General features: G+C 66.1%; 25 protein-coding genes and 4 tRNA genes. 21 read left to right on the forward strand and 8 right to left on the reverse strand.

From position 1 onward, the window contains the following. The first annotated feature begins 10 nt into the window (after window positions 1–10). From H3005_RS03440 to H3005_RS03450, 3 genes are all read left to right on the forward strand, one after another. Complete coding sequence (locus tag H3005_RS03440; RefSeq protein WP_191077590.1) at window positions 11–3,874, forward strand: PilC/PilY family type IV pilus protein; 3,864 nt, start codon at window positions 11–13, stop codon at window positions 3,872–3,874. Window positions 3,875–3,913: 39 nt separating this feature from the next. Next, on the forward strand, window positions 3,914–4,339 hold the full coding sequence (locus H3005_RS03445; RefSeq protein ID WP_269218791.1) for a type IV pilin protein: 426 nt from the start codon (window positions 3,914–3,916) through the stop codon (window positions 4,337–4,339). Window positions 4,340–4,393: 54 nt separating this feature from the next. Then, a tRNA-Asn gene (locus H3005_RS03450) sits at window positions 4,394–4,470 on the forward strand. Window positions 4,471–4,547: 77 nt separating this feature from the next. On the opposite strand, the gene H3005_RS03455 is transcribed toward H3005_RS03450, so the two are convergent. Further along, window positions 4,548–5,063 carry a GspH/FimT family pseudopilin gene (locus H3005_RS03455; protein WP_191077600.1) on the reverse strand — a complete coding sequence of 172 codons (516 nt, stop codon included), beginning with the start codon at window positions 5,061–5,063 and terminating at the stop codon, window positions 4,548–4,550. Window positions 5,064–5,213: 150 nt separating this feature from the next. Between H3005_RS03455 and uvrB the strand changes: the two genes are divergently transcribed. From uvrB to H3005_RS03470, 3 genes are all read left to right on the forward strand, one after another. Then, a complete protein-coding gene (gene uvrB, locus H3005_RS03460; RefSeq protein WP_100552088.1) occupies window positions 5,214–7,238 on the forward strand; it encodes an excinuclease ABC subunit UvrB in 2,025 nt (674 codons plus the stop codon). 107 nt (window positions 7,239–7,345) lie between these two features. Beyond that, window positions 7,346–7,420: transfer RNA gene (locus H3005_RS03465), tRNA-Val, on the forward strand. A gap of 97 nt (window positions 7,421–7,517) precedes the next feature. After that, window positions 7,518–7,592, forward strand: a tRNA-Val gene (locus H3005_RS03470). A gap of 112 nt (window positions 7,593–7,704) precedes the next feature. Here H3005_RS03470 and H3005_RS03475 read toward each other — a convergent pair. From H3005_RS03475 to H3005_RS03495, 5 genes are all read right to left on the reverse strand, one after another. Further along, complete coding sequence (locus tag H3005_RS03475) at window positions 7,705–8,037, reverse strand: hypothetical protein (protein WP_100552089.1); 333 nt, start codon at window positions 8,035–8,037, stop codon at window positions 7,705–7,707. A 261-nt stretch (window positions 8,038–8,298) separates the two neighbouring features. Further along, window positions 8,299–8,493, reverse strand: coding sequence for a hypothetical protein (locus H3005_RS03480; RefSeq protein ID WP_099820043.1), 195 nt, complete (start codon window positions 8,491–8,493; stop codon window positions 8,299–8,301). A 31-nt stretch (window positions 8,494–8,524) separates the two neighbouring features. Further along, a complete protein-coding gene (locus tag H3005_RS03485) occupies window positions 8,525–8,716 on the reverse strand; it encodes a hypothetical protein (RefSeq protein ID WP_032975717.1) in 192 nt (63 codons plus the stop codon). Between the two features lie 65 nt (window positions 8,717–8,781). Continuing rightward, window positions 8,782–8,976, reverse strand: a complete 195-nt coding sequence (locus H3005_RS03490) for a hypothetical protein (RefSeq protein ID WP_025875233.1) — start codon at window positions 8,974–8,976, stop codon at window positions 8,782–8,784. Between the two features lie 11 nt (window positions 8,977–8,987). Continuing rightward, a complete protein-coding gene (locus H3005_RS03495) occupies window positions 8,988–9,557 on the reverse strand; it encodes a TlpA disulfide reductase family protein (protein WP_100552090.1) in 570 nt (189 codons plus the stop codon). A gap of 107 nt (window positions 9,558–9,664) precedes the next feature. Between H3005_RS03495 and H3005_RS03500 the strand changes: the two genes are divergently transcribed. Next, window positions 9,665–9,805 carry a hypothetical protein gene (locus tag H3005_RS03500; protein WP_165780968.1) on the forward strand — a complete coding sequence of 47 codons (141 nt, stop codon included), beginning with the start codon at window positions 9,665–9,667 and terminating at the stop codon, window positions 9,803–9,805. Window positions 9,806–9,813: 8 nt separating this feature from the next. Here the strand turns inward: H3005_RS03500 and H3005_RS03505 are convergent, their stop codons facing one another. Continuing rightward, window positions 9,814–10,101 carry a hypothetical protein gene (locus H3005_RS03505; protein ID WP_025875229.1) on the reverse strand — a complete coding sequence of 96 codons (288 nt, stop codon included), beginning with the start codon at window positions 10,099–10,101 and terminating at the stop codon, window positions 9,814–9,816. A 39-nt stretch (window positions 10,102–10,140) separates the two neighbouring features. Continuing rightward, on the reverse strand, window positions 10,141–10,908 hold the full coding sequence (locus tag H3005_RS03510; RefSeq protein ID WP_100552091.1) for a MipA/OmpV family protein: 768 nt from the start codon (window positions 10,906–10,908) through the stop codon (window positions 10,141–10,143). Between the two features lie 143 nt (window positions 10,909–11,051). Between H3005_RS03510 and H3005_RS03515 the strand changes: the two genes are divergently transcribed. The 14 genes from H3005_RS03515 to H3005_RS03580 all read left to right on the forward strand — a co-directional run bounded on the left by H3005_RS03515 (window position 11,052) and on the right by H3005_RS03580 (window position 26,312). Continuing rightward, window positions 11,052–11,723, forward strand: a complete 672-nt coding sequence (locus H3005_RS03515; RefSeq protein ID WP_025875225.1) for a response regulator transcription factor — start codon at window positions 11,052–11,054, stop codon at window positions 11,721–11,723. Between the two features lies 1 nt (window position 11,724). Further along, window positions 11,725–13,068: a HAMP domain-containing sensor histidine kinase gene (locus H3005_RS03520; protein ID WP_089240065.1), complete on the forward strand. Its 1,344-nt coding sequence runs from the start codon at window positions 11,725–11,727 to the stop codon at window positions 13,066–13,068. 70 nt (window positions 13,069–13,138) lie between these two features. Then, a complete protein-coding gene (locus H3005_RS03525; protein WP_100552092.1) occupies window positions 13,139–15,547 on the forward strand; it encodes a DNA internalization-related competence protein ComEC/Rec2 in 2,409 nt (802 codons plus the stop codon). A gap of 3 nt (window positions 15,548–15,550) precedes the next feature. Continuing rightward, the gene (locus tag H3005_RS03530; protein WP_025875219.1) at window positions 15,551–16,213 is read left to right on the forward strand and encodes a MotA/TolQ/ExbB proton channel family protein; all 663 of its coding nucleotides are present in this window, start codon (window positions 15,551–15,553) and stop codon (window positions 16,211–16,213) included. Between the two features lie 3 nt (window positions 16,214–16,216). Further along, the gene (locus H3005_RS03535) at window positions 16,217–16,639 is read left to right on the forward strand and encodes a biopolymer transporter ExbD (RefSeq protein ID WP_191077591.1); all 423 of its coding nucleotides are present in this window, start codon (window positions 16,217–16,219) and stop codon (window positions 16,637–16,639) included. Next, the gene (msbA, locus tag H3005_RS03540; protein WP_100552094.1) at window positions 16,636–18,384 is read left to right on the forward strand and encodes a lipid A export permease/ATP-binding protein MsbA; all 1,749 of its coding nucleotides are present in this window, start codon (window positions 16,636–16,638) and stop codon (window positions 18,382–18,384) included. The genes H3005_RS03535 and msbA overlap by 4 nt, the downstream gene beginning before the upstream one ends. Continuing rightward, the gene (lpxK, locus tag H3005_RS03545) at window positions 18,384–19,403 is read left to right on the forward strand and encodes a tetraacyldisaccharide 4'-kinase (RefSeq protein WP_100552095.1); all 1,020 of its coding nucleotides are present in this window, start codon (window positions 18,384–18,386) and stop codon (window positions 19,401–19,403) included. Before msbA ends, lpxK begins: the two co-directional genes overlap by 1 nt. Before the next feature lie 75 nt (window positions 19,404–19,478). Then, window positions 19,479–20,252 carry a 3-deoxy-manno-octulosonate cytidylyltransferase gene (gene kdsB / locus H3005_RS03550; RefSeq protein WP_100554078.1) on the forward strand — a complete coding sequence of 258 codons (774 nt, stop codon included), beginning with the start codon at window positions 19,479–19,481 and terminating at the stop codon, window positions 20,250–20,252. Then, the gene (locus H3005_RS03555; RefSeq protein ID WP_100552096.1) at window positions 20,249–20,737 is read left to right on the forward strand and encodes a low molecular weight protein-tyrosine-phosphatase; all 489 of its coding nucleotides are present in this window, start codon (window positions 20,249–20,251) and stop codon (window positions 20,735–20,737) included. The genes kdsB and H3005_RS03555 overlap by 4 nt, the downstream gene beginning before the upstream one ends. Next, window positions 20,734–22,146, forward strand: a complete 1,413-nt coding sequence (locus tag H3005_RS03560) for a hypothetical protein (protein WP_100552097.1) — start codon at window positions 20,734–20,736, stop codon at window positions 22,144–22,146. The genes H3005_RS03555 and H3005_RS03560 overlap by 4 nt, the downstream gene beginning before the upstream one ends. Then, a complete protein-coding gene (gene uvrC / locus H3005_RS03565; protein ID WP_100552098.1) occupies window positions 22,143–23,987 on the forward strand; it encodes an excinuclease ABC subunit UvrC in 1,845 nt (614 codons plus the stop codon). Before H3005_RS03560 ends, uvrC begins: the two co-directional genes overlap by 4 nt. Before the next feature lie 17 nt (window positions 23,988–24,004). Next, window positions 24,005–24,634, forward strand: coding sequence for a CDP-diacylglycerol--glycerol-3-phosphate 3-phosphatidyltransferase (gene pgsA, locus H3005_RS03570; RefSeq protein ID WP_100552099.1), 630 nt, complete (start codon window positions 24,005–24,007; stop codon window positions 24,632–24,634). Between the two features lie 357 nt (window positions 24,635–24,991). Continuing rightward, window positions 24,992–25,067: transfer RNA gene (locus tag H3005_RS03575), tRNA-Gly, on the forward strand. A gap of 138 nt (window positions 25,068–25,205) precedes the next feature. Then, window positions 25,206–26,312, forward strand: a complete 1,107-nt coding sequence (locus tag H3005_RS03580) for an NAD(P)/FAD-dependent oxidoreductase (RefSeq protein WP_100552100.1) — start codon at window positions 25,206–25,208, stop codon at window positions 26,310–26,312. Window positions 26,313–26,357 lie beyond the last annotated feature (45 nt).

The raw sequence follows: 26,357 nt of genomic DNA on the forward strand, positions 1-26,357 counted from the left end.
GGCCGCCGGCATGTCCCGTCGTACTTCCCGGATCATCGCCGCGTCCGCGCTCGCCATGCTTGGTGCAGGCGGCTACTTCGCCTACAACCTGTTCGCCGCACAGGGGCAGGGTGACCTGGCACAGGCGCCGCTGAACAACACTACGTCGATCCAGCCAGCCTTCATCATGGCAGTGGATGATTCCAACTCGATGACGTTCGAGCGTATCTTCCGCGGTGGCGACGGCCGGATGCAGTGGAATGGAAGCAGCTTCTTCAGCTCGGCCGGCGTGTTCTACAACGTGGGCGAGGGCTGCTCGAACAACTCCACCGATTGCTATCTCTACCTGTTCCCGCATTCGAACTTCAATACGTCCTACTCGCCCGGGCGCGCCATTCCACCGATCGATGCGTTCGGTTTTGCCCGCTCGCCGACCTACAACGCCGGTTACTACAATCCGGCGGTGACTTATGAGCCGTGGAGTCTGCCGCAGCGTGATGCCAACAACGCCACTCTCTGGCCTCCGGCATCCTTCGGTGCGGCGCGCGTGGATCCGCGCGATTCGACGTTGTATGGCAGTGATTTCTACACGGGCTACAACACGGTGTACGACCTTGCCTACCGGCAGGTCAATGGTGAAGCCTTCCAGTTCCTGAGCGGCATGACCATTCCGTCCGGTACCCGCTACCGTTCCAATGGCCGCAGCTGCAATTCGAACAGCAGCAATGGCCTGCCCGGCTCCGGCAACAACTGGACCAATCTGGGTAATGACGTGACGGTGCGTGCGGACTGCACGGTGCAGATCGCCTACGTACCAGCCACCTTCTACCTGCCGGTCGATCAGGCCGCGCCCGCAGGCTATCTCACCAGCGATGCCAACCGGCCGATCGTCAGCGGTGCCTGTGGCCCTGGCTGCGACATGCGCCGGTACCAGATCCTGCCGGAGAACTACGGAGCAAATACGACGCAGCTGGCGGATGCGCAGAAGAACTTCGCCAACTGGTTCCAGTACCACCGCAACCGCATCCTGTCGATGGTGGGTTCGTCCTCGCATGCCATGTTCGGCGTGGAGAACATGCGGGTGGGTTACTTCACCATCAACAACCGCCAGGACGTGACGATGTATGACGTCGCGACCCAGCGTCCAGATCTGTTCGGGCAGATCTACCGGCTCAAGCCCAACGGCGGTACGCCGAACCGTCAGGCCGTGGCTTTCCTGGGCGAGCAGTTCCGTCGTACCGACGCCGGGGCTCCAGTGATCCGCGCCTGCCAGAAGAACGGCGGAATGCTGTTCACCGACGGCTACACCAACGTCAACAACTCTGCTGGCGGTTACGGCAACGCTGACTCGGCAGGCGGCACCCACTTCCCCGGTGCGCCCTTTGCTGATGGCTACAGCAATACCATCGCCGATATTGCCGCTTCCTATTACGCAGGGCCCTCGACGCCATTGCGGTCAGGTAGCAGTTTCCAGGCCGGGCTCGTGCCCGTGCCGGAGCAGTGCAAATCGCTCAGCCAGACGTCGCCGGACTGGAAGCGCCTGGACTGCCAGACCAACCTGCACATGAACTTCTACGGCGTCACTCTCGGTGCGCAGGGCCTGATCTACGAGGTCAACCAGGCCGCGACCAGCGATCCCTACGCCAATCCGCCAAGCTGGAATTCCAATGGCGATCCGCTCAGTGATGACGATGGTCGCGTTATCGATGAACTTTGGCATGCGGCGATCAACAGCCGTGGTGAATTCATCAACGCGAAGACGCCCTCGGACGTGACAGATGCAATGCGTCGTGTGCTCTCTGCGGTCGGTTCGGGTTCCTCGCCGTCGGGCACGTTTGCCCTCAGCGGCGCGCGTATCGGCGCCGGTTCGCTGACGGTCACGCCGATGTACGACGTGCAGAACAATGGCACGGACTGGTACAGCCGCCTGACGGCAAGCAGTGTGTCGGTGAATCCGACCACCCGTGAAGCCCAGTATTCGACGATGTGGGAGGCCAGTGCGCAGGTTCCGGCCGCTGCCGCACGCAACGTGTATTTCGACGATGGCAGCAGCGTGCGTAGATTCGACACCAGCACGGTTACGCTGGCTGGGCTGTGTGGGCTGTCCAACAGTCTGTATCCGTCACAGTCGATCTGTACGACGGCCAACCTGACAGCGCTGGGGGCCACTGCCGCATCCGCAGCCAATTATCTTCTGGGCGATACCACGGGCGAGGTGCGCAACAACGGCAAACTGCGCGACCGTACCACCGTGCTGGGCGACATCGTCAATTCGACCCCGGTCATCAGTGCCCCGGTCGACGACTTCGGCTACCGGGCCCTGGGCGGTACGCTGGCCTCCAGCTACATCACCTACCTGAACTCCAAGCGTTCCAACAATCGCTATGTGGTCTATGCGGGCGCCAATGACGGCATGCTGCACGCCTTCGATGGCGGAATGGACGCGGCGGGTACCACCGGCGGCAATGGTGGTCGCGAACTGTTCGGCTACATCCCGGCCACGTCTTACGGGCACATGGGCAACCTGCTGCTGCCGTATGACCCGGCCAAGAAGAACGCACAGCCGTTCGTCCACAAATACTTCGTGGATGGGCCGCTGACCGTTGGCGATACTTTCTATGGCACGTCCTGGCACACGACACTGGTAGGTAGTACCGGTGCCGGTGGTCGCGGTGTATTCGCGCTGGATGTGACCACGCCGGGCAGCTTCGCGGCCGGTAATCGCCTCTGGGAGATCAACGATCTTGCGGGTGATGCGGCCGTCCGCGCCAACATCGGACACGTTCTGGGCAAGCCGGTGATCGTGCCGGTACGTGCAGCCGATGGCACGGTCAGCTGGAAGGCAATCTTCGGCAACGGCTATTCCAGTGCCAGTGGCAAAGCGGTGCTGTTCGTGGTCGACATCGGCACCGGCGCGCCCACGGTGCGCATGATCGAGGCCAGCGAAGCCAACTCGACGATTGCCGGGCGCAATGGCCTTGGCAACGTCGTGGTCCTTGATCGTGTCAACAATCTGGTCACTGACCCGGCAACGGGTGCGCCGGCGCGCGTGCGCGACGGATACGCCGATACCGTGTACGCGGCCGACCTGAAGGGCGCAGTGTGGAAGTTCGATCTGCTGTCCAGTGCCACCTCGGTGACCGTGCCGGTGTTCACTACCGGTACTTTCGTACAGAGCGGCTCGACCTATCGCCAGCCCATCACCGGCGGCCTGCAGGTTGCGTCGGGTGAAGCAGGGGGCGTGCTGGTGATGTTCGGCACCGGTAGCTTCTCGTTCAACGATGACACCTTGCCGGTGTCCTATACGCAGGTCCAGAGCCTCTATGGGTTCAACGACCAGGTCAATGGCGCGGTGACCACGACGTTGACGCGCGCCAACCTGACTTCCAATTCCGTGGTGACCAGCGGCAGCTCACGCACGCTGCAGGTGGGTACGCGACCGGCAGCGTCGGTCGGCTGGTATGTGGATCTTCCGGCCGGTGAACGCTCGGTAGGCTATCCGGAGCTCGCCTCGGGCATCCTGTTCATCCCGACCTACGCGCCACAGGAAGTCACCAGCGGCTGCAGCACCTCGGGTGCGAACTGGCTGTTTGGCCTGAATCCCCGCAGTGGCATCGCCGGGCTCTCCGGCGCCCGTTCGGGGTCTCCAACGGGCATCTCGGCAGCCTCGGGCACCGCGGCGATCGCGTTGGCAACCTCGGGTACCGCGCCGATCAAGGATGTGGGCGTGTCCGTCGTGCCGCGCCTGCAACCGCCCACCAATCCAGGCAGTGGCGCCGAGGTTCCGGGTGTGCCGCCGGGAGCGGGTTGCTGGATGGCCGTCAGCGTTTCCGGCGCTCCCCCCCTGTACGTACCGTATCCCTGCGGTCGCCAGTCCTGGCGCCAGATCCAGTAAGCAATGGAGATTCCCGCGATGTCACCGAGCCTTTCCCGGATGCCGGCCCCCCGTTCCCTGCTGGTGCGTGCGCCCGGATTCACCCTGATCGAGCTGATGATCGTAGTGGCCGTGGTGGCCATCCTGGCAGCCGTGGCCTATCCGTCCTACGCCGACCAGGTGCGGAAGTCGCGCCGGGCACAGGCCAAGGCGGACCTGGTGGAATACGCGCAGTCGGCCGAGCGTTCGCACACCACCAACAACACGTATGCCAATTTCCGTTTCAGCAATGGAGCGACCTCCATCCAGTCGCCGCGCGAAGGCGGGACGGCGTACTACACCGTCAGCATCCAGGCGGCGCAGGGGACGTTCACATTGACGGCGGCTCCGCAGGGTACGCAGACCAAGGACAAATGCGGCACGCTCACCGTGAACCAGGCCAATGTGAAGACGCCGGCCGCGTCGACGGTGGCCGGCTGCTGGTGATGGCTGCGCAGGGTGTTGCATCTCTGTGAATCAGCTACTAGAATGCGCGTCCCCGCCCGAATAGCTCAGCCGGTTAGAGCACTTGACTGTTAATCAGGGGGTCGTTGGTTCGAGTCCAACTTCGGGCGCCAGATCCTGCAGAAGCCGCGAGAAATCGCGGCTTCTGCTTTTCTGCGGGCACGCGATGGCAGGGTGAGCGCGGCGCAGTTCAGCAAGGTGCCTGTTCGGTCGAGCGTAGCGAGCGTACGCGGCCGGTGTTGCTGACCACGACTTCAGAACGTATCTGCCCATGCTGGCAGATAACGATGCGGGCGTTGCTGCCTGCACTGCGTCCATTCGCGCGGAACACGATCTGTGGACGGCCATGGGTGGCAAACGCACTCAGTGAGCGGTGGCTGTCCAGTACCCTGGCGGCTAGTGGTTCAGGCGCCGACGCCTCTGCGCCGCGCCAGCGCTCCGGAAGAAGCAACCAGCCGCGACCCCAGTTGTCTCCACAGGTGCGGCCGTCGTCGCTGGGGCAGGCCACAACGCCTTGGCGACGGTCAAGCGCGGTGCTGCGTGCCAGATTCATCGCGCTGTGCAACTGCAGCCGCAACTGATCCGATCGCAGGCGATCCAACAAGTCGCTGGCCGGAGCGAACGCCACGCTCGCGAGAATTGCCAGGACGGCAACAGTGACCAGTATTTCCGTGAGGGTATGGCCGCGAAGTCGGGACATCTGCATGGCGGGGTCCAAAGGCTGGCAAGTGCCCAGCCTCCGCTGCGCTGCGGGGTTCCGCTATCGGTGCACCCCCTTCCCTGAATCAGAATCTCCATCAACCGGCCGTCACCAATGCGGCCGCTATACTCAACCTTCCCGAGACCTGGCAGCACCATGAGCGACAGTTTTCAACTTGTCTCGCCGTATTCGCCGGCGGGCGACCAGCCCGATGCCATCGCCAAGCTGACCAGCAATTTCGAGGCTGGCGTGGCCAAGCAGACCCTGCTGGGCGTGACCGGCTCGGGCAAGACCTACACCATCGCCAACGTCATCCAGCAGATCCAGAAGCCGACGCTGATCATGGCGCCGAATAAGACCCTGGCCGCGCAGCTGTACGGTGAGTTCAAGGCGTTCTTCCCGCACAACGCGGTGGAGTATTTCGTCAGCTATTACGACTACTACCAGCCGGAAGCCTACGTGCCGTCGTCGGACACCTTCATCGAGAAGGACAGTTCGATCAACGAGCACATCGAGCAGATGCGGCTGGCGGCGACCAAGACCCTGCTGTCGCGACCGGATGCGATCGTGGTGGCGACCGTTTCGGCCATCTACGGTCTGGGCGCACCGGAAGACTACCTGTCGCTGCGCTTGATCCTGTCCAAGGGCGAGCGCATCGACCAGCGCGACCTGATCAATCACCTGACCCAGCTGCAGTACACGCGCAATGAATACGAGCTGCAGCGCGGCACCTTCCGCGTGCGCGGTGAAGTGATCGACGTATTCCCGGCAGAATCGGACAGTGAAGCCCTGCGCATCGAACTGTTCGATGGCGAAGTCGAGAAGATCACGATGTTCGATCCGCTCACCGGCGAGACCATGCGCAACCTGATGCGCTTCACGGTGTACCCGAAGACCCACTACGCCACCACGCGCGAACGGGTGCTGGCAGCGGTGGAGACCATCAAGGTCGAGCTGAAGGAGCGGCTGGAACAGCTGTACGCGCAGAACAAGCTGGTCGAGGCGCAGCGCCTGGCCCAACGCACCCAGTTCGACCTCGAAATGATGGCCGAAGTGGGCTTCTGCAATGGCATCGAGAACTACTCGCGGCACTTGACCGGCAAGAACGCGGGCGAGCCGCCGCCGACCCTGTTCGATTACCTGCCGGCCGATGCGTTGCTGGTGATCGACGAATCGCATGTGACCATTCCGCAGATCGGCGCTATGTTCAAGGGCGACCGTTCGCGCAAGGAAACCCTGGTCGAGTTCGGCTTCCGCTTGCCGTCGGCGCTGGACAACCGTCCGCTGCGCTTCGAGGAATGGGAAGCGCGCTGCCCGCGCAGCATCTACGTGTCGGCGACGCCGGGCCCTTACGAATTCCGTGAGGCTGGCGAAGACATGGCCGAGCTGGTGGTGCGCCCGACCGGCCTGATCGATCCGGTGGTGGAGATCCGCCCGGTCGGCACCCAGGTCGATGATCTGATGAGCGAGGCCAACGAGCGGATCAAGGCCGGTGATCGCGTGCTGGTCACCACCCTGACCAAGCGCATGGCCGAGAACCTCACCGAGTACCTGACCGAGCACGGTATCCGCGTGCGCTATCTGCACTCGGATATCGATACCGTCGAGCGCGTGGAGATCATCCGCGACCTGCGCCTGGGCAAGTTCGATGTGCTGGTCGGCATCAACCTGCTGCGCGAAGGGCTGGACATGCCCGAGGTCTCACTGGTGGCGATCCTGGATGCGGACAAGGAGGGCTTCCTGCGCTCGACTGGTTCGTTGATCCAGACCATCGGCCGTGCGGCCCGCAACGTACGCGGCAAGGCGATCCTGTATGCGGACAGGATCACCCGTTCGATGCAGGCAGCGATTGACGAGACCGACCGTCGTCGCGCCAAGCAGGTCGAGTACAATCAGGAACACGGCATCATTCCGCGCTCGGTCCTGCGGCCGATTGTCGATGTGCTGGAGGGCGCGCGCTCGGATGCTGCCGAGAAGGAAGCCAAGAAGGGCAAGGGCAAGGGCCGTTCCGGTGTGGCCGAAGACACGGCCGACTACCGTTCGCTCAGTCCGGCGCAGCTGGCCGCTCGCCTCAAGGCGCTGGAGCAGCGGATGTACCAGCATGCCAAGGACCTGGAATTCGAGGATGCCGCCCGGGTCCGCGACCAGATCAGGCAGCTGAAGGAAGCCAGCCTGGGCTGAACGCGGTAAAGCGGCTTTTCTTCACAAAAGTATTGCGCTTGCCGGTCGTCGCCCGTAATATACGCGGCCTGCACCGACGCAATCGCGGCGCTGCAGAAGCAACAAACGGGCGGTTAGCTCAGCGGTAGAGCACTACCTTGACATGGTAGGGGTCACAGGTTCGAACCCTGTACCGCCCACCACGAAGTCCCCCAGGGGGCTGTCGTGAGCATGAAAAGCCCGGCCCTGGCGCCGGGTTTTTACGTAGAAGCACCAGCCTGCGGGCTGTACGGAATTTTTGGGCGGTTAGCTCAGCGGTAGAGCACTACCTTGACATGGTAGGGGTCACAGGTTCGAACCCTGTACCGCCCACCACCGGTTCCCGGCATCGCCGGAGCAGCGGTGGACACGATGAAAGCCGGCCTTGGGCCGGTTTTTTTGTGCCTGCAATTCGCGCTCGTCTGCGCCTGGCCGGTTGCTGTCATCGTCAACCGCGTTGCTCGACACTGGCGCTGCGCTGCAGCTGCCAATGACCATCCACGCGCTGCCACAGCTGCATGAGGCCCCGGGAGTGCGTTTGCCCGCGCTGTCCCGCAGGCGCTTCAGCGTGCACGCGACCATGGGCCACCTGCAGTACGCGGTCCGCACTCAAGCGCAGGATCTGCACGCTCTGGCTGTCCGTCTGGCCGTGCGTGTCTGGCTCGCTGGCGGCACGCTGGGCATCGGCCTGCAGGATCTGCAATCGCAGCGAATCGCTTCCGTTGTCGGCGTCACGGTTGCATAGACCGGCCATCAACAGCAGCAATGCAAGCATCGGCATGGCACGGTGCTCCGGAGAAGGGAGTCCAGCGTTGCACTGCGGCCTGTGGTGTGAAACCGGTATCCGACGAAGGCGGGAAAAGTGCGTGCCAACGAGAGCCAGCAAGGATGAATCCGGGCTGGGTCGGGGCAGCTGCAGGTCACTGCCATGAAAAAGGCCGGGCCGCCTGTGAAGGCAGTCCGGCCCGTTTGCCCGGAAGTGACCCCGTTGGCCGGGAAGCCTGGGCTCAGGTCACGACATGGCTGGAACCTTCAAGCAGGCTCAGAGCGGATCGCAGCACAGGCGAGGGCCGGACCAATGCCCTGAACCGCCATACGGACAACCCGGGGTGAACTCGCAGCCCGGTGCGAACCCGGCCTTGGCCGGCGTGGCGAAGGCCTGAGCGGCACCGAATGACATGGCGGCAACCACGACGATGCCGGCAATGGACGAGAACAGCTTTTTCTTTCCGATCATCTGTATCTCCTTTGCAGAGCGTCGAGGTGGATCACATGGGATCGCAGCAGACCAGCAGGCCGTGAGAGCCGGCATTGCCGTACGGGCAGCTGGGATGTTCCTTGCAGCCCGGTGCGAAGCCGGTCTTCACTGGAGTGGCGAAGGCCTGAGCGGCACCGAATGACATGGCGGCAACCACGACGATGCCGGCAATGGACGAGAACAGTTTCTTCTTTCCGATCATGTGTATCTCCTTGGAATGGCGATGGAACATGAGGTCACCGCTTGCGGGGCGGTGTCGAAGCGGAATCAGTTGGCGACGCAGCAGATGCGCGTGCCGCCGGCGCGGCCATTGCCGCCGAACATGCACCCGGGGGTATCCACGCAGCCTGGCGCAAAGCCGGTCTTCACCGGTGTGGCGAAGGCCTGTGCGGCACCGAATGACATTGCAGCAACGATGACGATACCGGCGACGGACGAGAACAGCGTTTTCTTCCCGATCATGTGTATCTCCTTCAGTTGGTGTGGCTTCCCGGATTCATTGCGTTGGCGACGGCCTGCACCGTCTCTGTGTCGAGCTGGCCGACATGCTTGTAGGCGACGCTGCCATCTGCGGCGAGCACCATCAGCATCGGTGTCAGCGTGGCGCGGTAGCGCTTGGAGACCTCGCCCTGATCGTCGACGGCGATCGGAAACGCCAGCGCGTGTTTGCCGGCGTACGCGGCAAGCTGATCGTAGGGTGGCAAGCCGACACCGATCAGTTCGGCGCTGCCACGCGCCGCCGCGATCTGCTGCAGTTGCGGCACCGAGGCCAGGCAGTAGCGGCAGGCGGTAGAGAAGAAGTAGAGGATCTGCGGAACGGCGCGGGCGCCACCGATATCGACATGGGCCTGCTGCGTCGTCCGCAGCGTCAACAGTTCAGGCCGGGTGCCGATTGCAGGACCATGTGCATCCAGCTGGGTCTGCTGCAGTTGCGCCGCCATCTGTTCGTTGACCTGCCGCAACTGGCGGTTCTGCCAGGAGAGCATGATGACCAGTGCGGCCAGCAGCAGGGCGACTACGGGAAACAGTGCACGCTTGAGCATCGATCATCCTTGAACGCCGCGTTGCATCGACCATACCGGAAACAGCAACAGGAATGTCAAGCTTTTGTATCATCGGTGACGCAGTTCCCAAACCACAGGACGCCACCATGAGTGACCATGCTCCCGTTTCACGGCCGAACCCGATCATCGATCTGCTGTTCGGCGGCAACATGCTGGAAGGCACCTTCAAAGCGGTGGTGTGGGTCGCACTTTTGTCTGCGGTTCTGGCCTGGACAACCTTCCGCTGACGGAATGCTCAGGCAGCAGTGAAGGCCTGCCGCAGGCTGCGCAGCGTTGCCTGCCGATACTCGGCCGCGCACGGCTCGCCCATCTCCAGTTCCTGCAGGCGCAGGCCGACCAGGGTCATCGACAGGGCATAGCCGCGCGCCGCATCGGCAGCGCGCGACAGGCCAAGTGCACGTCGGGTCAGTGCATCGACATGATCCATGTCCGGCAGCAGGCCGAGGTAGGCGCGCTCGGCGCTGTCCAGATCCGGTGCGCGCAGGATCGCGTTGGCATCGGCGGTGGGGGTGACGGCGGCCATGCGGGATCCTTGTTGTCCGTGGGGCGGATGCTGGTTCGGTCAGAACGCGCGCATCAGCGAGATGAAAGCGGATGTCTGGCTGCTGCGTCGTGCCATCGGGCTGTCCTCGACGGCATCACCGAACCACTGGTTGGCGACCACGCCTGTCGCGCGCCATTTCGTACCCAGTGGCGTGCTGACCGCGATCTGCAGGCTCGGCGAGGTGGCACTGCCGGGTTTGTAGGCTGCCAGCCCGGAGCGCAGGGCCTCCTCGTCGCTGATGCCGTAGTAGTAGTCGAGCAGGCGTGCGCTGGAATGCACCACGCCCACGCGCGGCGCCCAGGTGAAGCGACCGGCCTGGATCGGATAGCTGTAGTGCAGGCTTGATTCAACACCGCCGCCATGCCCGCTCACTTCGCGCTTCACGCTGGCCGCCACCGCGCCCCAGTCCGCACTGTAGTCGGCGTTGATGCCGACCATTGCCGACATCTGCCGGCTGTGCAGGCGGCGCAGCTGCGGATCGTTCACGTCGTCGGTCTTGAAGCGCAACGTGTAGGGCGTAGCCACGGCCGACACGCGCAGGCCATCGGCCTTGTAGAGGTTCATGCCGAGCGAGCCAGGGCTGGCGAAGAAGCGCTTGCCCTGCCAGGACAGCGCCGGCAGCACCAGCGGCTTGTCGTCATAGTGCGCGTAGGCGCCGGTGGTCGCGCCGAAGGTGATGCCGGCCTGCACGCCCGGGCGCTGTTCCTGCGCGTTTGCCAGCAGCGGCGTGGAGAGAACGACGGTGCACAGCAGGGGGCGCAGCAGGGCGGGGGGCAGCGAGGTCATCAACGTACTACTTTGCGGGGATGGCGGTGCATGCTGCGCGCACAACATTGTCGGAACATTGCGCAGGCGCAATCTGCTGCATCGGCGCCACTTGCACGCCGAAGGCACTATGATCGGCTCCGTTTCCGGTTGCCGAGCCCCCGATGCGCATTCTCCTGGTCGAAGATGATCCCGATCTCTCGCGAGCCCTGCAGTCCGGGCTGGAGCGCCAGGGGGTGGTCGCCGACGTGGTTGGCAGCCTGGCCGAGGCGGCGCTCGCCCTGCGTGAGCCGGTGCACCAGCTGATGCTGCTTGATCGGCAGCTGCCGGACGGTGATGGCGTGGGTTTCGTGGCGACCGCCCGTGCCCTGCGGCCGAATCTGGCGGTGATCATGCTCACCGCCAAGGGGGGGCTGTCAGACAAGGTGGAGGGGCTGGATGTCGGTGCCGATGACTACCTGGTCAAGCCGGTAGCGATCGAAGAGCTGATGGCGCGGATCCGCGCCGTATCGCGTCGACCGTCGGCGATGGTGACCCCCCGGTTGCGGCTGGGCCGGCTGGAGTTTGATTTCGAATCGCTGCAGGCGCAGGTGGATGGACAGCCGGTGGCACTGCCACGGCGGCAGGTACTGGTGCTGCAGGCGCTGGCGATGCGGCAGGGTCGTACGGTCACCCGCAGTGCGCTGGAAGCGGCGGTGTACGGGTTTGATGATGAGATCCAGTCCAATGCGCTCGACGCGCATATCTCCAAGCTGCGCAAGGCGCTGCAGCAGGCCGGCGCAGGCGTGGAGATCCACGTGATCCGTGGCGTCGGCTACCTGCTGGCGGAGGCCTGAGATGGCACGACCAATCCGTTCGATCACGCTGGGTCTGGCATGGCGGTTGTTCCTGGCGCAGGCCTTCACGGTGTTGTTCGCCGTGGTTGCGTTGATCCTGACGTGGGGCGACAAGGACACCTGGGGCATGGACATGTTCATGGCCGAGAGCGCGGCCAACGCCGTGCACAGCGAAGGCGGCCGGCTGGTGCTGGATGAAGCACGCTGGCAGAAGCTCGATGCGCGTGCCGGTGGCAACCTGTGGTTCGCGGCGGTCGACGATCGCGGCGCATGGCTGCAGCGCGGCACGCTGCCTGCCATTCACGCGCCGCTGTTGGCCCGCCTGCCGACACTGGGTGCCACCGAGCTGGGGTCGCTGGTACCGCCGTACCTGGACGTGGCCCGGGTGATGATCCGCAACGAGGACGGCCGCCGCATCACGGTGATGGTGGGCGGGGCGCCGAAGGGCGGCCTGCTGGATGGCGCGTTGATGGTGCTGCGGTTGATCGGCCTGTGGTTCTTCCTGCCGTTGATCGTGGTCACGCTGCTGGTGATGCCGACGGTGATCCATCGGGCCATGCGTGGCGTGCGCCGGTCGGCGCAGCAGGCCAAGGAGCTGGATATCGGCCAGCCCGGCGCGCGCCTGGACGCGCAGCTGGTGTCGACCGAGGTGGCGCCTCTGGTCGAAGCGTTCAACGATGCGATCGACAAGGTGCAGCAGGGCTACGCAGCACGCGACAAGTTCCTGGCCGATGCGGCGCATGAACTGCGGGTGCCGATTGCGGTGGTGCAGGCGCGCTTGTCGCAGTTGCCGCAGGGGGAGCTGAAATCGCAGTTGCTGACCGATGTCGCCCGTCTCGGCAACGTCGCCGAGCACCTGCTCGACCTGCAACGCCTGGACAGGAACATCGCCGCGTTGCAGCGGCTGGACCTGGCGCATGTCGTGCGCGAAGCGGCCGCCGACCTCGCGCCGCTGGTCGTTGGCGCCGGCTATGGCTTCGAAGTGGATGCGCCGGAAACGCCGGTATGGATCCATGGCGATGGCCTGGCCCTGGGCAGGGTGATCGCCAACCTGGTGCACAACGCCATCGTCCACGGCGGCGGGCGCGGCACCATCTGCGTGCGTCTGGACCGGCAGGGCCTGCTGGAAGTCAGCGATCAGGGCGCCGGTGTGCCGGTCGGTGACCGCGAGGCGATCTTCGAGCCGTTCCATCGCCTGCGCGCCGCCGGCAGCGGCAGCGGCCTTGGCCTGCATCTGGTCAAGGAAATCGTGCAGCACCACGGCGGCACGGTGAGCGTGGGCGAGGCTGTCGGGGGCGGCGCCAGTTTCCGGGTCAACTTCCACCGCGGCAGCGTGCGGCGCTAGTGGGGCGCTGACAGAAGCACACGGCGTTGCCTGATGGTTGCGTGAGGCTGCTCCTCGGCACGCTGTGGCGATGGTTGTCGACCGGACTCCGTCGCCCTTGCTGGGCCCCGCATGCGCTGCCGCTCTGGTCATTGGCGCGTTGGCCTGCGTGCTGTTGCCGGCGTTGCCACCGCTATGGGCATCTGTTCCGGCCGCCGCCGTGGCTGCGCTGGGCTGGGTGCTGCGCTGGCGCGGGCGCGCGGCGGCTGCGCTGCTGTTCGGCCTGACCTGGACGTGCTGCCATGGGTATTGGGCACTGCAGGCGCAGCTGCCGGCCGGTGCTGCTGCGCAGGATGTGCTTGTCCGGGGTCAGGTTGTCGACCTGCCGAAGCAAGCGCCTGGATACACCCGGTTCGAGTTCCGGGTCGATGCGTCCGATGCGATACCGACGCTGCGTGGCAAGCGGCTGCAGGTGCTCTGGCACGCGCCCCGGGGCGGGCCGGCCGACGCCGGGACTGATCAGAGACATCGCCTGCACGCTGGCGCGGACTGGCAGTTGTCACTACGCGTGCGACCGCCACGCTCACGCATCAACCCGGGTGGCTTCGATGGCGAACGGCATGCGCTGCTGCGTGGGCTGGCAGCGAGTGGCAACGTGCGTGATGCCCACACTACGCGGCAGCTGCGTCCTGCACATGGTCTGCCCGCCTGGCGCGAGCGCACCAGTGCGGCCATCGCCAGGCAGATCGCACATCCCTCGGCGCGGTTCATCCAGGCTCTGGCGCTGGGCGATACGCGTGGCCTGTCCGATATCGACTGGGCGCAGCTGCGCGCGCTGGGCCTGACCCATCTGATCGCCATTTCCGGCTTTCATGTCGGTCTGGCGGCAGGCTTCGCCGCATTGCTGTGTTCTGTTCTCTGGCGATCCTGGCCGGGGCTTGCCGGGTTCTGGCCACGACCGCAGGCGGCGGCCTGCGCGGCGGCGGTGGCAGCGGCCGGCTATGCCGTTGTTGCGGGCAGCGAGCTGCCGACCGTGCGCACCGCGTTGATGATCGCGGTGGTCGCTCTGGCGCGTGTCGTCCGCCGTCCGGTGACGGTGGCACAGGGCTTGGCGCTTGCCGCGCTGGCGATGCTGTTGCCGGCCCCGCTGTCGGTGCTGTCTGCGGGCTTCTGGCTCAGTTTCGGCGGCGTCCTGTGGTTGTTGTGGTGCCTGCCACAGGGACGGCCGAAGGGGTTCGCCGCAATGCTGCGCGGCGCTCTGGCAGGACAGGGGGTGGCCAGCGTCGCTCTGCTGCCGCTGGCAGTGGCGCTGTTTGGCGGCACCGCACGGCTGGGGCCGCTGGTGAACCTGCCGGTCATTCCGCTGTGGAGCCTGCTGGTAGTGCCTTTGGCTCTGCTGGGAACCGCTCTGGAGGCCCTGCGCAGCGGAGCAGGGCAGTGGCCCTGGCGCGCGGCAGCCTGGGTGTTCGATGCCAGTTGGCAGCTGATGCAGCCGTTGGCCGAGCACCCCCAGGCGATGTGGTGGCTGGCGCAGGGGCCCGCCTGGGCGCTGCCGGCGGCGTTGCTGGGGGTGTTCTGGTGGCTGTTGCCACGTGGTGCTGGCGCGGTGCTCGCCGGGTCATTGTTGTGCCTGCCGTTGCTGTGGTCGGCACGATCGGCGCCCCAGCAGGGCGAGCTGGAACTGGTGGTGCACGATGTCGGCCAGGGCACGGCGGTGCTGCTGCGGACCGCCCACCACGCACTCTGGTACGACGTCGGCCCGCCCGCAGGCAGCGAAGGCGAGGAGCGGATGCTGCTGCCGACGTTGCGCGCGTTGGGACAGGTGCCGCCGGCGCGGGTGATGATCAGTCACGACCACCTGGACCACAGCGGCAACCTTGCAGCGCTGCGCCGGCAGCTGCCGGGTCTGCAGGTGCTGGCGCCACGGGGCAGTGCGATTGCCAGTGCCGGCACCTGCCAAGCGGGGCTGCGCTGGCAATGGGACGGGGTGGATTTCCGGGTGCTGCACCCGCCCGCTTTGCCTGCAGTTCCCGCGAAGGGCGCCGACAACGAGGCCAGTTGCGTGCTGCGGGTTGCCGGCACACACGGGGTGGTGCTGCTGCCCGGCGACATCGGCCGGCAGGGCGAGCAGGCCCTGCTGCAGGGCGCTGCCAATGCGCTGCGTGCGGACGTGGTGCTGGTGCCCCATCACGGCAGCGGAGGCAGCTCCACTGGGGCTTGGGTGAAGGCGGTGGCGCCGCAGCTGGCGCTGGTCTCGGCCGGGCACCAGAACCGTTTTGGCCACCCGAAGCGTGACGTGGTGCAGCGCTGGCAGGCGGCCGGCGCCGAAGTGCTGTCCACCGCCGAGTCCGGCGCGATCCGCATATGGCTTGGCGCACAAGGCCTGCAGCTGCGTGAACAGCGTATCCACGCAGCCCGGTGGTGGGATGCCGCTGGGCGGGCACGGTCGGCTGCTATCCTATCGCCGATCGAACAAGCGGCCGTTGGGCCGGAGGGTTGAAACGTGTGGGAACTGGTCAAGGCCGGTGGCTGGCCGATGGTGCCGCTGCTGCTGTTGGGCGTACTGGCTTTGGCGATCGTCCTGGAGCGTTTCTGGTCCCTGCGGCGTAACGAGGTGCTGCCGCCTGGCCTGGGCCAGGAAGTGCGCAACTGGGCCGCGCGCGGCAAGCTCGACCCGGCGCACCTGCAGACCCTGCGGGCCAATTCACCGTTGGGCGCCCTGCTGGCCGCCGCATTGGAAGCGCGCAACCGCCCGCGCGACCAGATCCGCGAGCGCATCGAAGACACCGGTCGCCACCTGGTGCACCGCATGGAGCGTTTCCTCAACGCGCTGGGCACCATCGCCTCGGCCGGCCCGCTGCTGGGCCTGCTCGGCACCGTGGTCGGCATGATCCAGATGTTCCTGGGCATCCTCGACCACGGCGTGGGTGATGTGAACCAGCTTGCCGGCGGTATCGGCAAGGCGCTGGTGTGCACCGCCACCGGCATGATCGTGGCGATCCCGGCGCTGATGTTCCACCGCTTCTTCAAGGGCCGCATCCACGGCTACGTGGTGGAGATGGAGCAGGAAGCCAGTGCATTGCTGGATACGCTGGATGGCCGCCCCGGGGTGATGACCCCGGCTCCTGCCGCGCGCGCGTCCTCCGCCGCCACGGCAAAGGCCTGATCGATGCGTATCGGCAACGACCGGTCCCAGGATGAACCGCATATCGATCTTGTCCCGCTGATCGACGTCATCCTGGTGCTGATCATCTTCTTCGTGGTCACCACCACCTTCGATGCGCGATCAACCCTGCAGGTGCAGCTGCCGACCGCCAGCCAGCAGCAGACCAACGAGCCGCCGCGCTCGCTGAGCGTGCTGATCAACGCTGACGGTCGCTACTTCGTCAACGATCAGGAAGTACTGCGCAGCGATGTCGGGTCGGTCAAGCAGACGATCGCCGCCGTCGCTGGCAGCGATCGCGAACAGACCGTGCTGCTGCGTGCCGACGCACGCACTCCTTACCAGGCCGTGGTCACCGCGCAGGATGCGCTGGGCCAGCTCGGCTTCCGTCGTATCGCCATTGCAACAGCGCCAGAGGTGCGTCCATGAGTTCCCATCACGCGCCAGTGTGGCCGATCTACAAACGTCTGCTGGGCTATACCCGCACCTACTGGGTGTTCATGGTTGGCGCGGTCATCGCGATGGTGGTCGAAGCGCTGGCCGGCTATCACTTCACCAAGTTGATGGAGCCGCTGGTCAACGAAGGCTTCGTCGATCCGCAGCCCCGCGCGGCAGTGGTGCTGCCGCTCACCATCCTCGGCCTGTTCCTGATGCGCAGCGTGGCGACCTGGGTCAGCGACTACACGCTGGCCAAGACCGGCCGCAGCGTGGTCCGCGACCTGCGCGAACAGGTGCTGCAGAAGTACCTGCACCTGCCGTCCTCGCACTTCGACGCCGAAGCGACGCCGGTGATGGTCAGCCGCCTGAACTTCGATACCGAACAGGTCACCCAGGCCAGTGCCGACGCGCTGAAGACCGTGGTCGCCGATACCCTGACCATCATCGCCATGCTGGCGGTGATGCTGCAGATGAGCGTCAAGGTGACCCTGGCGATGCTGGTGGTGGTGCCGCTGATCGGCGTGATCGTCTCCTACGTGGGCAAGCGCTACCGGCGTATCAGCCGCGGCATCCAGGACGGCATGGGCACCATGGCGCAGACTGCCGAGCAGTCGCTGGCCGCGCAGCAGGAAGTGAAGGTGCACGGCACCCAGCAGCACGAGATCTCGCGTTACTCGCGCCTGGCCAACCGCATGCTGGCACTGAACATGAAGGTGGAAGTGACCCGCGCGGCCGCCTCCAGCGTGGTCCAGTTCCTGGCGGCGCTGGCGCTGGCAGTCATCGTCTGGGTGTCCACCCGCGAGGCACTGGCCGGCAAACTCAATGCGGGCCAGTTCATGGGCCTGATGACCTCGATGATGGCCATCATTCCGTCGCTGCGCCGGCTGACCAGCGTGCAGACCTCGATCTCGCGCGGCGTGGCGGCTGCCGAGCGCCTGTTCGGCATCATCGACATGCCGGTCGAGCGCGACGACGGCAAGCATGCGGTGCAGCGCGTACGCGGCGAACTGGCGTTCGAGCACGTAATGCTGCGTTACCGCGAAGACAGCGGCATCGCCCTGGACGACATCAGCTTCGTTGCCAGGCCGGGTACGGTCACCGCCATCGTCGGTCGTTCCGGCAGCGGCAAGACCAGCCTGATCCGGTTGGTACCGCGCTTCTACGAACCCAACGGTGGCCGCATCCTGCTTGACGGCGTCGCCCTGGATGACTATCCGCTGGCCGATCTGCGCAGGCAGGTGGCCATCGTCGGCCAGAAGGTGATGCTGTTCGACGACACCATCGCGGCCAACATCGCCTACGGCATGGATGCAACCGACGAGCAGATCCGCGCTGCGGCCGAAGCGGCCAATGCCTGGGAGTTCATCGCACGCATGCCGCAGCAGCTGCAGACGCCGGTGGGCGAGAACGGTGCGCTGCTGTCCGGCGGCCAGCGTCAGCGCCTGGCGATCGCCCGCGCGATCCTGCGCGATGCACCGATCCTGATCCTGGACGAGGCGACCGCGGCGCTGGACAACGAATCCGAGCGCCTGGTGCAGGATGCGCTGCAGCGCTTGATGCCCGAGCGCACCACGCTGGTGATCGCGCACCGCTTGTCGACCATCGAGCATGCCGACCAGGTGCTGGTGATGGACCATGGCCGCATCGTTGAACGTGGCACCCATCAGGAACTGCTGTCGATGGGTGGCCTGTACCAGCACCTGCACAACATGCAGTTCCGCGAAAGGCAGGACTGATGGCGGGCAAAGGTACCCAGACCCCGCCGTACTGGTATGACGGCAGCCCGGTTCCGTGGCCGATGCGATTGCTGGCACCGCTGTACGCGGGCGTCACCGCGCTGCGCCGGCGCCTGTACCGGCGTGGCTGGCGCAAGCGCCATGCACTGGCTGTGCCTGTCATCGTGGTCGGCAACATCACCGCCGGTGGCACCGGCAAGACGCCGCTGACCATCGCCCTGGTCGAGCGCCTGCGCGCAGCGGGTTGGAAGCCCGGTGTGGCCAGTCGCGGCTATGGCCGCGAAGAAGCGGACAAGGCACGTTGGGTGGAAGCCGATACGCCGACGGCCCTTGGTGGTGACGAGCCGGTGCTGATCGCCTGGAAAACCGGCGTGCCGGTACGCGTGGACAGCGATCGCGTGGCGGCGGGCAAGGCGCTGATCGCCGCCGGCTGCGACGTGATCGTCTGCGATGACGGCCTGCAGCACTACCGGCTGGCGCGCGACATCGAAATCGAGGTGGTCGATGCCCAGCGTCGCTATGGCAATGGACGGATGATTCCGGCCGGCCCACTGCGCGAGCCGGTCAGCCGCGCCGCCGAATGCGATTTCCGTGTGGTCAACCTTGGCCAGGCGGATGAAGCGACGGCTGCCCAGGCCTGCGGCTTCGGCCAATGGCCGATGGCCCTGAACATCGACAGTGCACAACCACTGGCTGGTGGACGGGCGCGTCCGCTCTCGTACTTCGCGGGCCAGCGCGTGCATGCCGTGGCCGGCATCGCCCATCCACAGCGCTTCTTCGACATGCTGCGCGCGCGTGCGATCGGTGTGGTGCCGCATGCCTTCGCCGACCATCACGCCTACCAGCCGCAGGACCTGTCCTTTGGCAGCCAGTTGCCGGTGCTGATGACCGAAAAGGATGCCGTGAAGTGCCGCGCGTTCGCCAACGACTGGCAGTACGCCGTGCCGCTGCGTGCCGAGATGCCCGCTGCTTTCTGGATCGCGTTGACCGATCGCCTGGACAAGCTGCGACCGAACTGAGGGGCCGTGCGGCGCTTGCAAATGCACGCCGCCGGCCGCATTCCTGCTGTATCGCGCCTGCCGAGTACCGCCCGCATGACCGACTTCGTTGTTGCCATCCCGGCCCGCTACGCCGCTTCGCGGCTGCCGGGCAAGCCGCTGCGCCTGCTGGGCGGAGAGCCCATGGTGCTGCATGTGGCCCGCCGCGCGCTGCAGGCCGGCGCGGGTGAGGTATGGGTCGCCACTGACGACCAGCGCATTGCCGACGCCTTGTCCGGCCTGGAAGAAGTGAAGGTGGCGATGACCGCGGCTTCGCATGCCTCCGGCACCGATCGCCTGGCCGAATGCGCGCGCATCGCCGGCTGGGCGGATGACACCGTCGTGGTCAACCTGCAGGGCGATGAGCCGTTCGCACCCGCCGCCGGCATCCGCGCCGTGGCAGCGGCACTGGTGGAAGGCAGCGCGCCGATGTCGACCCTGGCCACGCCGGTCGAGGACGCGCACACGCTGTTCGACCCGAACGTGGTCAAGCTGGTGCGCAACGTGCGCAACGAGGCCATGTACTTCAGCCGTGCGCCGATCGCCTGGCACCGTGATGGCTTCGCCCGCAGCCGCGAGACCCTGCCCGAGGGCCACCAGTGGCTGCGCCACATAGGCATCTATGGCTACCGAGCCGGCTTCCTGCAGCAGTTCGCCTCGATGCCGCCGGGCACGCTGGAACAGGTGGAATCGCTGGAGCAGTTGCGCGTGCTGGAAGCGGGCTACCCGATCGCCGTGGCGATCTCGCCTGAACCCTTCCCGCCGGGCATCGACACCCCTGAAGACCTGCGGCGCGCCGAAACGCTGCTGCAGGCGATGGCGGCGCGATGAAGCTGCTGGTCGTCTGCCTCGGCAACATCTGCCGCTCGCCGATGGCCGAAGGCGCGCTGCGCGCCCGCCTGGATGCCTCGGCGCTGGCCGGGCGGGTGCAGGTCGATTCGGCCGGTACCGGCGACTGGCATGTGGGCCAGCCACCCGACCGGCGTGCGATTGCGTGCGCAGCCGGGCATGGCGTGGACCTCGGCGGCTTGCGCGCGCGGCAGCTGCAGCCACAGGACTTCGACGCCTTCGACTGGATCCTGTGCGCCGACGAGGCCAATCTGCGTGATGCCGCGCGCCTTGCCACCGCCGCCCAGCGCGAGCGCCTGGCGCTGTACCTGCCGTGGTCGGGCGGGCAGGGCGAACGCGCGATTCCCGACCCCTATACCGGTGGCAGTGATCATTTCGAGCAGGTCTGGTCGCTGGTCGACGCCGCTGCCGAACGTACCGTGGCACGCCTGTTGCATCACGCCCACTCCGGCATAATCGGGCCATGAACATCCAGCCCGTCCCGGACCTGCCCGAGTTCGCCGCCTGGCTCAATGCCGCGCCCTGCACCCTGACCGAACTGCGTGGCCGGCCGGTCGCGCTGTTGTTCGTCAACGCGGCTTCCGCGTGGAGCGCGCAACGGCTGGCCGAGTTCAGCCAGTGGCTGTCACGCCACCCCGGCAAGTTGCAACCCCTGGTGCTGCAGGTACCGCGTTTCGATTTCGAGCGTGATGCCACGGCTGCGTTGAAACTGCTGCGCCGCCAGGGCCTGACCATGCCGGTGCTGCTCGATGCCGATTGGGATGGATGGCGCCGCTTCGGTGTCACCGCCTGGCCGACCATGGTGTTGCTGGACGCGCAGGGGCGCGAACAGCAGCGATTGATCGGCCAGGGCGTGCCCGGCGAGCTGGAGCGGGCCCTGAATGCCCTTTGCGAGGGTGCGCCGTCGGCCCCTTCGCGCGGCGGCAGCGAACTGCACCCCGAGCCGCGCCAGGCGCTGCGATTCCCCATGGGGCTGGCCGTGAACCAGGAACGGCTGTACATCGCCGACAGTGGCCACCACCGCATTCTGGAATGCAGTCATGGCGGCCGTGTGCTGCGTCAGTTCGGCCTGGGCACCGCCGACTTCATGGACGGCAATCTCGCCGAAGCCGCTTTCCACCGGCCGCAGGCGCTGGCGCTGGAGCGCGAGTCGCTGTACGTGGCCGACACCGGCAACCACGCCGTGCGCCGCATCAACCTGCTGACCGGCCTGGTCGACACCCTGTGCGGCAACGGTCGTCCGGGTGCTCCCGAGGAAGGGCCGGTGGCGCAGCCTCGGCAGGTGTCGCTGGATCATCCGGTTGGCCTGGCCATCGCCGAAAACCAGCTGCACATCGCCATGGCCGGCGACAACCGCATCTGGAGCTATCACCTCGGCCAGCGCAGCCTGCAGTGGCGTGCCGGCAGCGGCGCCATCGACGAGCGCGACGGCAGTGGCCACCTGGCCGCGTTCGCCCAGCCCACCGCCGTGGCCGTGGTCCAGCAGGTGCTGTACGTGGCCGACGCGCTGGGGTCTTCGGTCCGTTCGCTGCAGCTGCGCGGCGATCTGGTGCAGACCCTGGTCGGGCAGGGCACCTGGCGTTTCGGTGAAGACGATGGCCCGCGCGCGCAGGCCAGCCTGCAGTTCCCGCAGGCGATCGCGTTGAGCCCGGATGCGCCGTTGCTGTGGATCGCCGATACCGGCAATGGCCGCCTGCGCACGTTGCGCCTGGGCGGCGGCGAACTGACCACCCAGCCATTGCCGCGGCGCCTGCACGGCCCGGCCGGCCTGGCCGTCGGTGCCGGTGCCGTATGGATCGCCGAGACAGACTCCCACACCGTACTGCGTCTGGACCCTGACAGCGGCGTACTCAGCGAAGTGCCGATCAGCGAATGACCGTTGTTCCCGTCCCGTCCTTCGATGGCAAGGCATTCGCGGCCCAGCTGAGTACCGCCCCGGGCGTGTACCGCATGTACGCGGCCGACGATACGCTGTTGTACGTCGGCAAGGCCCGTGCGCTGCGCAACCGCGTAGGCAGCTATTTCAACGGCAGTCCGAAGAACGCGCGCATCATGTCGATGCTCTCGCAGATCGTGCGCATGGACGTGACCGTGACGCGCTCGGAAGCCGAAGCGCTGCTGCTGGAAAACCAGCTGATCAAATCACTGTCGCCGCGCTACAACGTATCCCTGCGCGACGACAAGACCTATCCGCATGTGCTGCTGACCCGCGAGGACTGGCCGCGCATCGCCCTGCATCGTGGCCCGCGCGCCATTCCTGGGCGCTATTTCGGGCCGTATCCGGGCGTCACCGCGGTGCGCGAGACGCTGAACCTGATGCACAAGCTGTTCAAGCTGCGCAGCTGCGAAGACAGCGTGTTCCGCAACCGCTCGCGGCCCTGCCTGCAGTATCAGATCGGGCGCTGCAGCGCGCCCTGCGTGGAACTGGTGCCGGCCGCAGACTATGCCGAGTCGGTGCGCCGCGCGGCGATGTTCCTGGAGGGCAAGAGCGATGAGCTGACCCGGGAGCTGGGCGAGCAGATGCAGGCCGCCAGCGAGGCGCTGGAATTCGAGCAGGCCGCGCGCCTGCGTGATCTGATCACGTCGTTGCGCAGCATGCAGACCCGCCAGTACGTGGACGGCCGTGCGGCCGACCTGGACGTGTTGGCGGTAGCCATGCAGGGCTCGCAGGCCTGCGTGATGCTGCTGGCCTTCCGTGATGGTCGCAACCTGGGCACCCGTCCGTTCTTTCCCCGCACCAACGGCGAGGAAAGTCCGGACGAAGTGCTGGCGGCCTTTGTTTCGCAGTACTACATCGAATTCGAGCCACCGCGCGAGATCCTGCTCGACCGCGAAATTCCTGATGCCGACTTGATTGGTTCGGCGCTGTCGGCCTCGGCCGAGCGCAAGGTGCAGTTGAAGTGGAACGTCCGTGGCGAGCGCGCCGGCTACCTGGAACTTGCCAGCCGCAACGCGCAGTTGACCCTGGCGACCGAGATCAACAGCCGCACCGCGCAGCACGCCCGTAGCGAAGCACTGCGGGTAATGCTGGGGTTGGCCGAACCGGTCAAGCGAGTGGAATGTTTCGACATCAGCCACACCATGGGTGAAGCCACCGTGGCCTCGTGCGTGGTGTTCGACGCCGCCGGCCCGGTGCGCGCGCAGTACCGCCGTTTCAACATCAGCGGCATCGAGCCGGGCGATGACTACGCCGCGATGCGCCAGGCCATCGACCGCCGCTTCCGCCGCGCCGTGGAAGAGCAGGGCGTGCTGCCGGACGTGCTGCTGATCGACGGTGGCGCCGGCCAGCTGGCACAGGCGCAGGCGGCGCTGGCCGATCTGGGCGTGGAAGGCGTGCTGCTGGTGGGTGTGGCCAAGGGGGTGGAACGCCGTGCCGGCCACGAAGCCCTGGTGATGCCCGATGGTCGCGAACTGCGCCCGGGTGCGGCCGATCCTGCTCTGCAGTTCATCCAGCAGGTGCGCGACGAAGCGCACCGCTTCGCCATCACCGGCCATCGCGGGCGCCGGCAGAAGGCCCGGATGACCAGCAAACTGGAAGACATCCCCGGCATCGGGCCGCGCCGGCGCGCCAGCCTGCTGAAGCATTTCGGCGGCCTGGTCGGCCTGAAAGCCGCCGGAGAAGCGGAAATCGCCAAGGTGGAAGGCATCAATGACGCCCTCGCGGCGCGCATCTACGCTAACCTGCACGGGTTGGCCGCGCCGGATCCGGCCGAGTAGAGAGAGAATAAAGCAGCATGACGTTGACCCTGCCCACCTGGCTGACCCTGTTGCGGATCGTGATGATCCCGGTGCTGGTGCTGGTGTTCTACCTGCCCTACACCTGGACCAACTTCGCATCGGCGGCGATCTTCGGCCTGGCCGCGATCACCGACTGGCTCGATGGCTGGATCGCGCGTCGCTACGGCCTGGAGTCGGCGTTCGGCGCCTTCCTCGACCCGGTCGCGGACAAGCTGATGGTGGCAGTGGCGTTGTTCCTGATCGTGCAGGGGCATCCGACCCCGTGGATGGCGTTCTGGGCGGCGGTGATCGTCGGCCGCGAGATCGCGGTGTCGGCGCTGCGCGAGTGGATGGCCGAACTCGGCCAGCGCGCCAAAGTGCGCGTGGCGATGATCGGCAAGGTCAAGACTACTGCGCAGATGGTCGCGCTGCTGTGCCTGCTGTATTCGGTGGCGCCCAACGTGCCGATCAACGACATCTGGATGGGCCCGCCGGTATTCCATATCGGCGACTGGACCCTGGCCATTGCCGCAGTGCTGACCCTGTGGTCGGGCCTGCAGTACCTGCACGCCGCCTGGCCCAGCCTGCGTGACGACGAGCGCGCCGCGCGCGAGCGTTCGCGGCAGAAGAAGCTGGGCAACGGCTGAGGAACTACCGGTGTCGGCTCCCTTTCCGCAGGAAAGGGCTCTGACACCAGGGACACCTCCATCCACGCATGGCGTGGATCTACTGGGTATGCGTTCTACGCGGGATCCCTCATCCACGCATGGCGTGGATCTACTGGGCATGCGTTTTACGCGGGATCCCTCATCCACGCATGGCGTGGATCTACTGGGTATGCGTTCTACGCGGGATCCCTCATCCACGCGTGGCGTGGATCTACGGGAATGTGGGTCTGCGGTAGATCCACGCCATGCGTGGATACGCAATGTCGGCCGCCCCGCAAATTCCTGAAAAAAAGCGCTTGACGCAATCCTTGGAATAGGTAAAATTTCGCCTCCCAAGCGGGAATAGCTCAGTTGGTAGAGCGCAACCTTGCCAAGGTTGAGGTCGCGAGTTCGAGTCTCGTTTCCCGCTCCAAATTCAAGAAAAGCGCTCCCGAAAGGGGGCGTTTTTCGTTTGCGTCCAGCGCGCTTCATACCCACTTCACCGCCACTCCATCGCCTCACCATTCGGAGGCTCGATGCTGCATCTCCCTTCTCAAGTGGTGATGCCGCGATGCCTCACACTCCCGCTGCCTACGACTACGACGTGATCATCGTCGGCGCCAGTTTTGCAGGTGCTGCCTGCGCACTCGCCGCCGCCCAGTACGGCCTGCGCGTCTGCGTGCTCGAACGCAAAGCTGACCCCGGCGAGCGCCTGCATACCACCGGCATCGTGGTGAAGGAGGCCATGCAGCACACCTGGCTTGGTCGCATGCCCGAACAGCTGGTGCAGCGCGTGGCGCGCGTGCGCCTGTACGCACCGAACCTGCGCAATGTGTTGCTGGCCGCACCGGGCTACTACTTCCTCACCACCGATACACCGAACCTGATGCGCTGGCTGGCCAGCGAACTGCGCGCCAGCGGCGTGGACCTGCGGCTCCAGCAGTCGTTTACCGGAGCTTGCCGCGACGGCGACGCATGGCAGGTTGAAGGGGTGGGGCGCACCGCGTATCTGGTCGGCGCTGACGGTGCACGATCGCGTGTCGCGCAGCGCATCGGCCTGGGCCAGGTGCGCGACAACCTGTACGGCGTCGAGCGCGAGTTTGCCGGCGTGCAGCTGCCGGAAGGCGACGCCTTGCACTGCTTCGTCAGCCGCCGCTTCGCACCCGGCTACATCGGCTGGGCCGCGCAGAATCCTACCGGTGTGCAGGTGGGGCTGGCGCTGCGCCACGATCCCGAACATGTCCGTTCGCCGGATATCGAGGGTTTCCTTGAACATGTGCGCGACGTGGTAGGCCTTCCTCGCTCGGCCGAGGCTGCCGGCACCCGCGCGGGGCTGGTGCCCTGCGGGTTGCCGGATGGCCCGATCACTGCGCCGGGCGTGATCCTTACCGGTGATGCGGCGGGTGTTGTCTCGCCGTTGTCGGCCGGCGGCATCCACTCGTCATGGCGGCATGGCTGGGCAGTCGGAGATGCAATCGGCCTGCATCGGCGCGGCAAGGGGCCAGCCGCCGAGCAGGTGGCGCGACAGGCGGCGCCCACCTTTCACCGCAAGCGCGTACTGCGCTGGGCCATGGACCATCTGCAGCGGGACTGGCCGGTCGACGCGCTGCTGTGTACCGGCCCGGTGCGCCGGCTGGCCGAACAGATCTACTTCCACCGACGGGGCGTTCGGGCCTGACCCGGAAGCTGAACGCTGGCCGGTAAAAGGGCTGCAGAATCCTGT

This window comes from Stenotrophomonas sp. Br8, from assembly GCF_014763005.1.
Classification (GTDB): Bacteria; Pseudomonadota; Gammaproteobacteria; order Xanthomonadales; family Xanthomonadaceae; genus Stenotrophomonas; species Stenotrophomonas lactitubi.

Bases quoted from the DNA above. Each gene is read 5' to 3' on its own strand.
- pgsA (WP_100552099.1), top strand. From the start codon at position 24,005: ATGACGTTGACCCTGCCCACCTGGCTGACCCTGTTGCGGATCGTGATG.
- H3005_RS03580 (WP_100552100.1), top strand. From the start codon at position 25,206: ATGCCTCACACTCCCGCTGCCTACGACTACGACGTGATCATCGTCGGC.
- lpxK (WP_100552095.1), top strand. From the start codon at position 18,384: ATGGCGGGCAAAGGTACCCAGACCCCGCCGTACTGGTATGACGGCAGC.
- H3005_RS03480 (WP_099820043.1), bottom strand. From the start codon at position 8,493: ATGATCGGAAAGAAAAAGCTGTTCTCGTCCATTGCCGGCATCGTCGTG.
- H3005_RS03500 (WP_165780968.1), top strand. From the start codon at position 9,665: ATGAGTGACCATGCTCCCGTTTCACGGCCGAACCCGATCATCGATCTG.
- uvrB (WP_100552088.1), top strand. From the start codon at position 5,214: ATGAGCGACAGTTTTCAACTTGTCTCGCCGTATTCGCCGGCGGGCGAC.
- H3005_RS03510 (WP_100552091.1), bottom strand. From the start codon at position 10,908: ATGACCTCGCTGCCCCCCGCCCTGCTGCGCCCCCTGCTGTGCACCGTC.
- H3005_RS03515 (WP_025875225.1), top strand. From the start codon at position 11,052: ATGCGCATTCTCCTGGTCGAAGATGATCCCGATCTCTCGCGAGCCCTG.
- H3005_RS03445 (WP_269218791.1), top strand. From the start codon at position 3,914: ATGCCGGCCCCCCGTTCCCTGCTGGTGCGTGCGCCCGGATTCACCCTG.
- H3005_RS03555 (WP_100552096.1), top strand. From the start codon at position 20,249: ATGAAGCTGCTGGTCGTCTGCCTCGGCAACATCTGCCGCTCGCCGATG.
- H3005_RS03495 (WP_100552090.1), bottom strand. From the start codon at position 9,557: ATGCTCAAGCGTGCACTGTTTCCCGTAGTCGCCCTGCTGCTGGCCGCA.
- kdsB (WP_100554078.1), top strand. From the start codon at position 19,479: ATGACCGACTTCGTTGTTGCCATCCCGGCCCGCTACGCCGCTTCGCGG.
- H3005_RS03455 (WP_191077600.1), bottom strand. From the start codon at position 5,063: ATGCAGATGTCCCGACTTCGCGGCCATACCCTCACGGAAATACTGGTC.
- H3005_RS03475 (WP_100552089.1), bottom strand. From the start codon at position 8,037: ATGCCGATGCTTGCATTGCTGCTGTTGATGGCCGGTCTATGCAACCGT.
- uvrC (WP_100552098.1), top strand. From the start codon at position 22,143: ATGACCGTTGTTCCCGTCCCGTCCTTCGATGGCAAGGCATTCGCGGCC.
- msbA (WP_100552094.1), top strand. From the start codon at position 16,636: ATGAGTTCCCATCACGCGCCAGTGTGGCCGATCTACAAACGTCTGCTG.
- H3005_RS03485 (WP_032975717.1), bottom strand. From the start codon at position 8,716: ATGATCGGAAAGAAGAAACTGTTCTCGTCCATTGCCGGCATCGTCGTG.
- H3005_RS03525 (WP_100552092.1), top strand. From the start codon at position 13,139: ATGGTTGTCGACCGGACTCCGTCGCCCTTGCTGGGCCCCGCATGCGCT.
- H3005_RS03440 (WP_191077590.1), top strand. From the start codon at position 11: ATGTCCCGTCGTACTTCCCGGATCATCGCCGCGTCCGCGCTCGCCATG.
- H3005_RS03560 (WP_100552097.1), top strand. From the start codon at position 20,734: ATGAACATCCAGCCCGTCCCGGACCTGCCCGAGTTCGCCGCCTGGCTC.
- H3005_RS03505 (WP_025875229.1), bottom strand. From the start codon at position 10,101: ATGGCCGCCGTCACCCCCACCGCCGATGCCAACGCGATCCTGCGCGCA.
- H3005_RS03535 (WP_191077591.1), top strand. From the start codon at position 16,217: ATGCGTATCGGCAACGACCGGTCCCAGGATGAACCGCATATCGATCTT.
- H3005_RS03490 (WP_025875233.1), bottom strand. From the start codon at position 8,976: ATGATCGGGAAGAAAACGCTGTTCTCGTCCGTCGCCGGTATCGTCATC.
- H3005_RS03520 (WP_089240065.1), top strand. From the start codon at position 11,725: ATGGCACGACCAATCCGTTCGATCACGCTGGGTCTGGCATGGCGGTTG.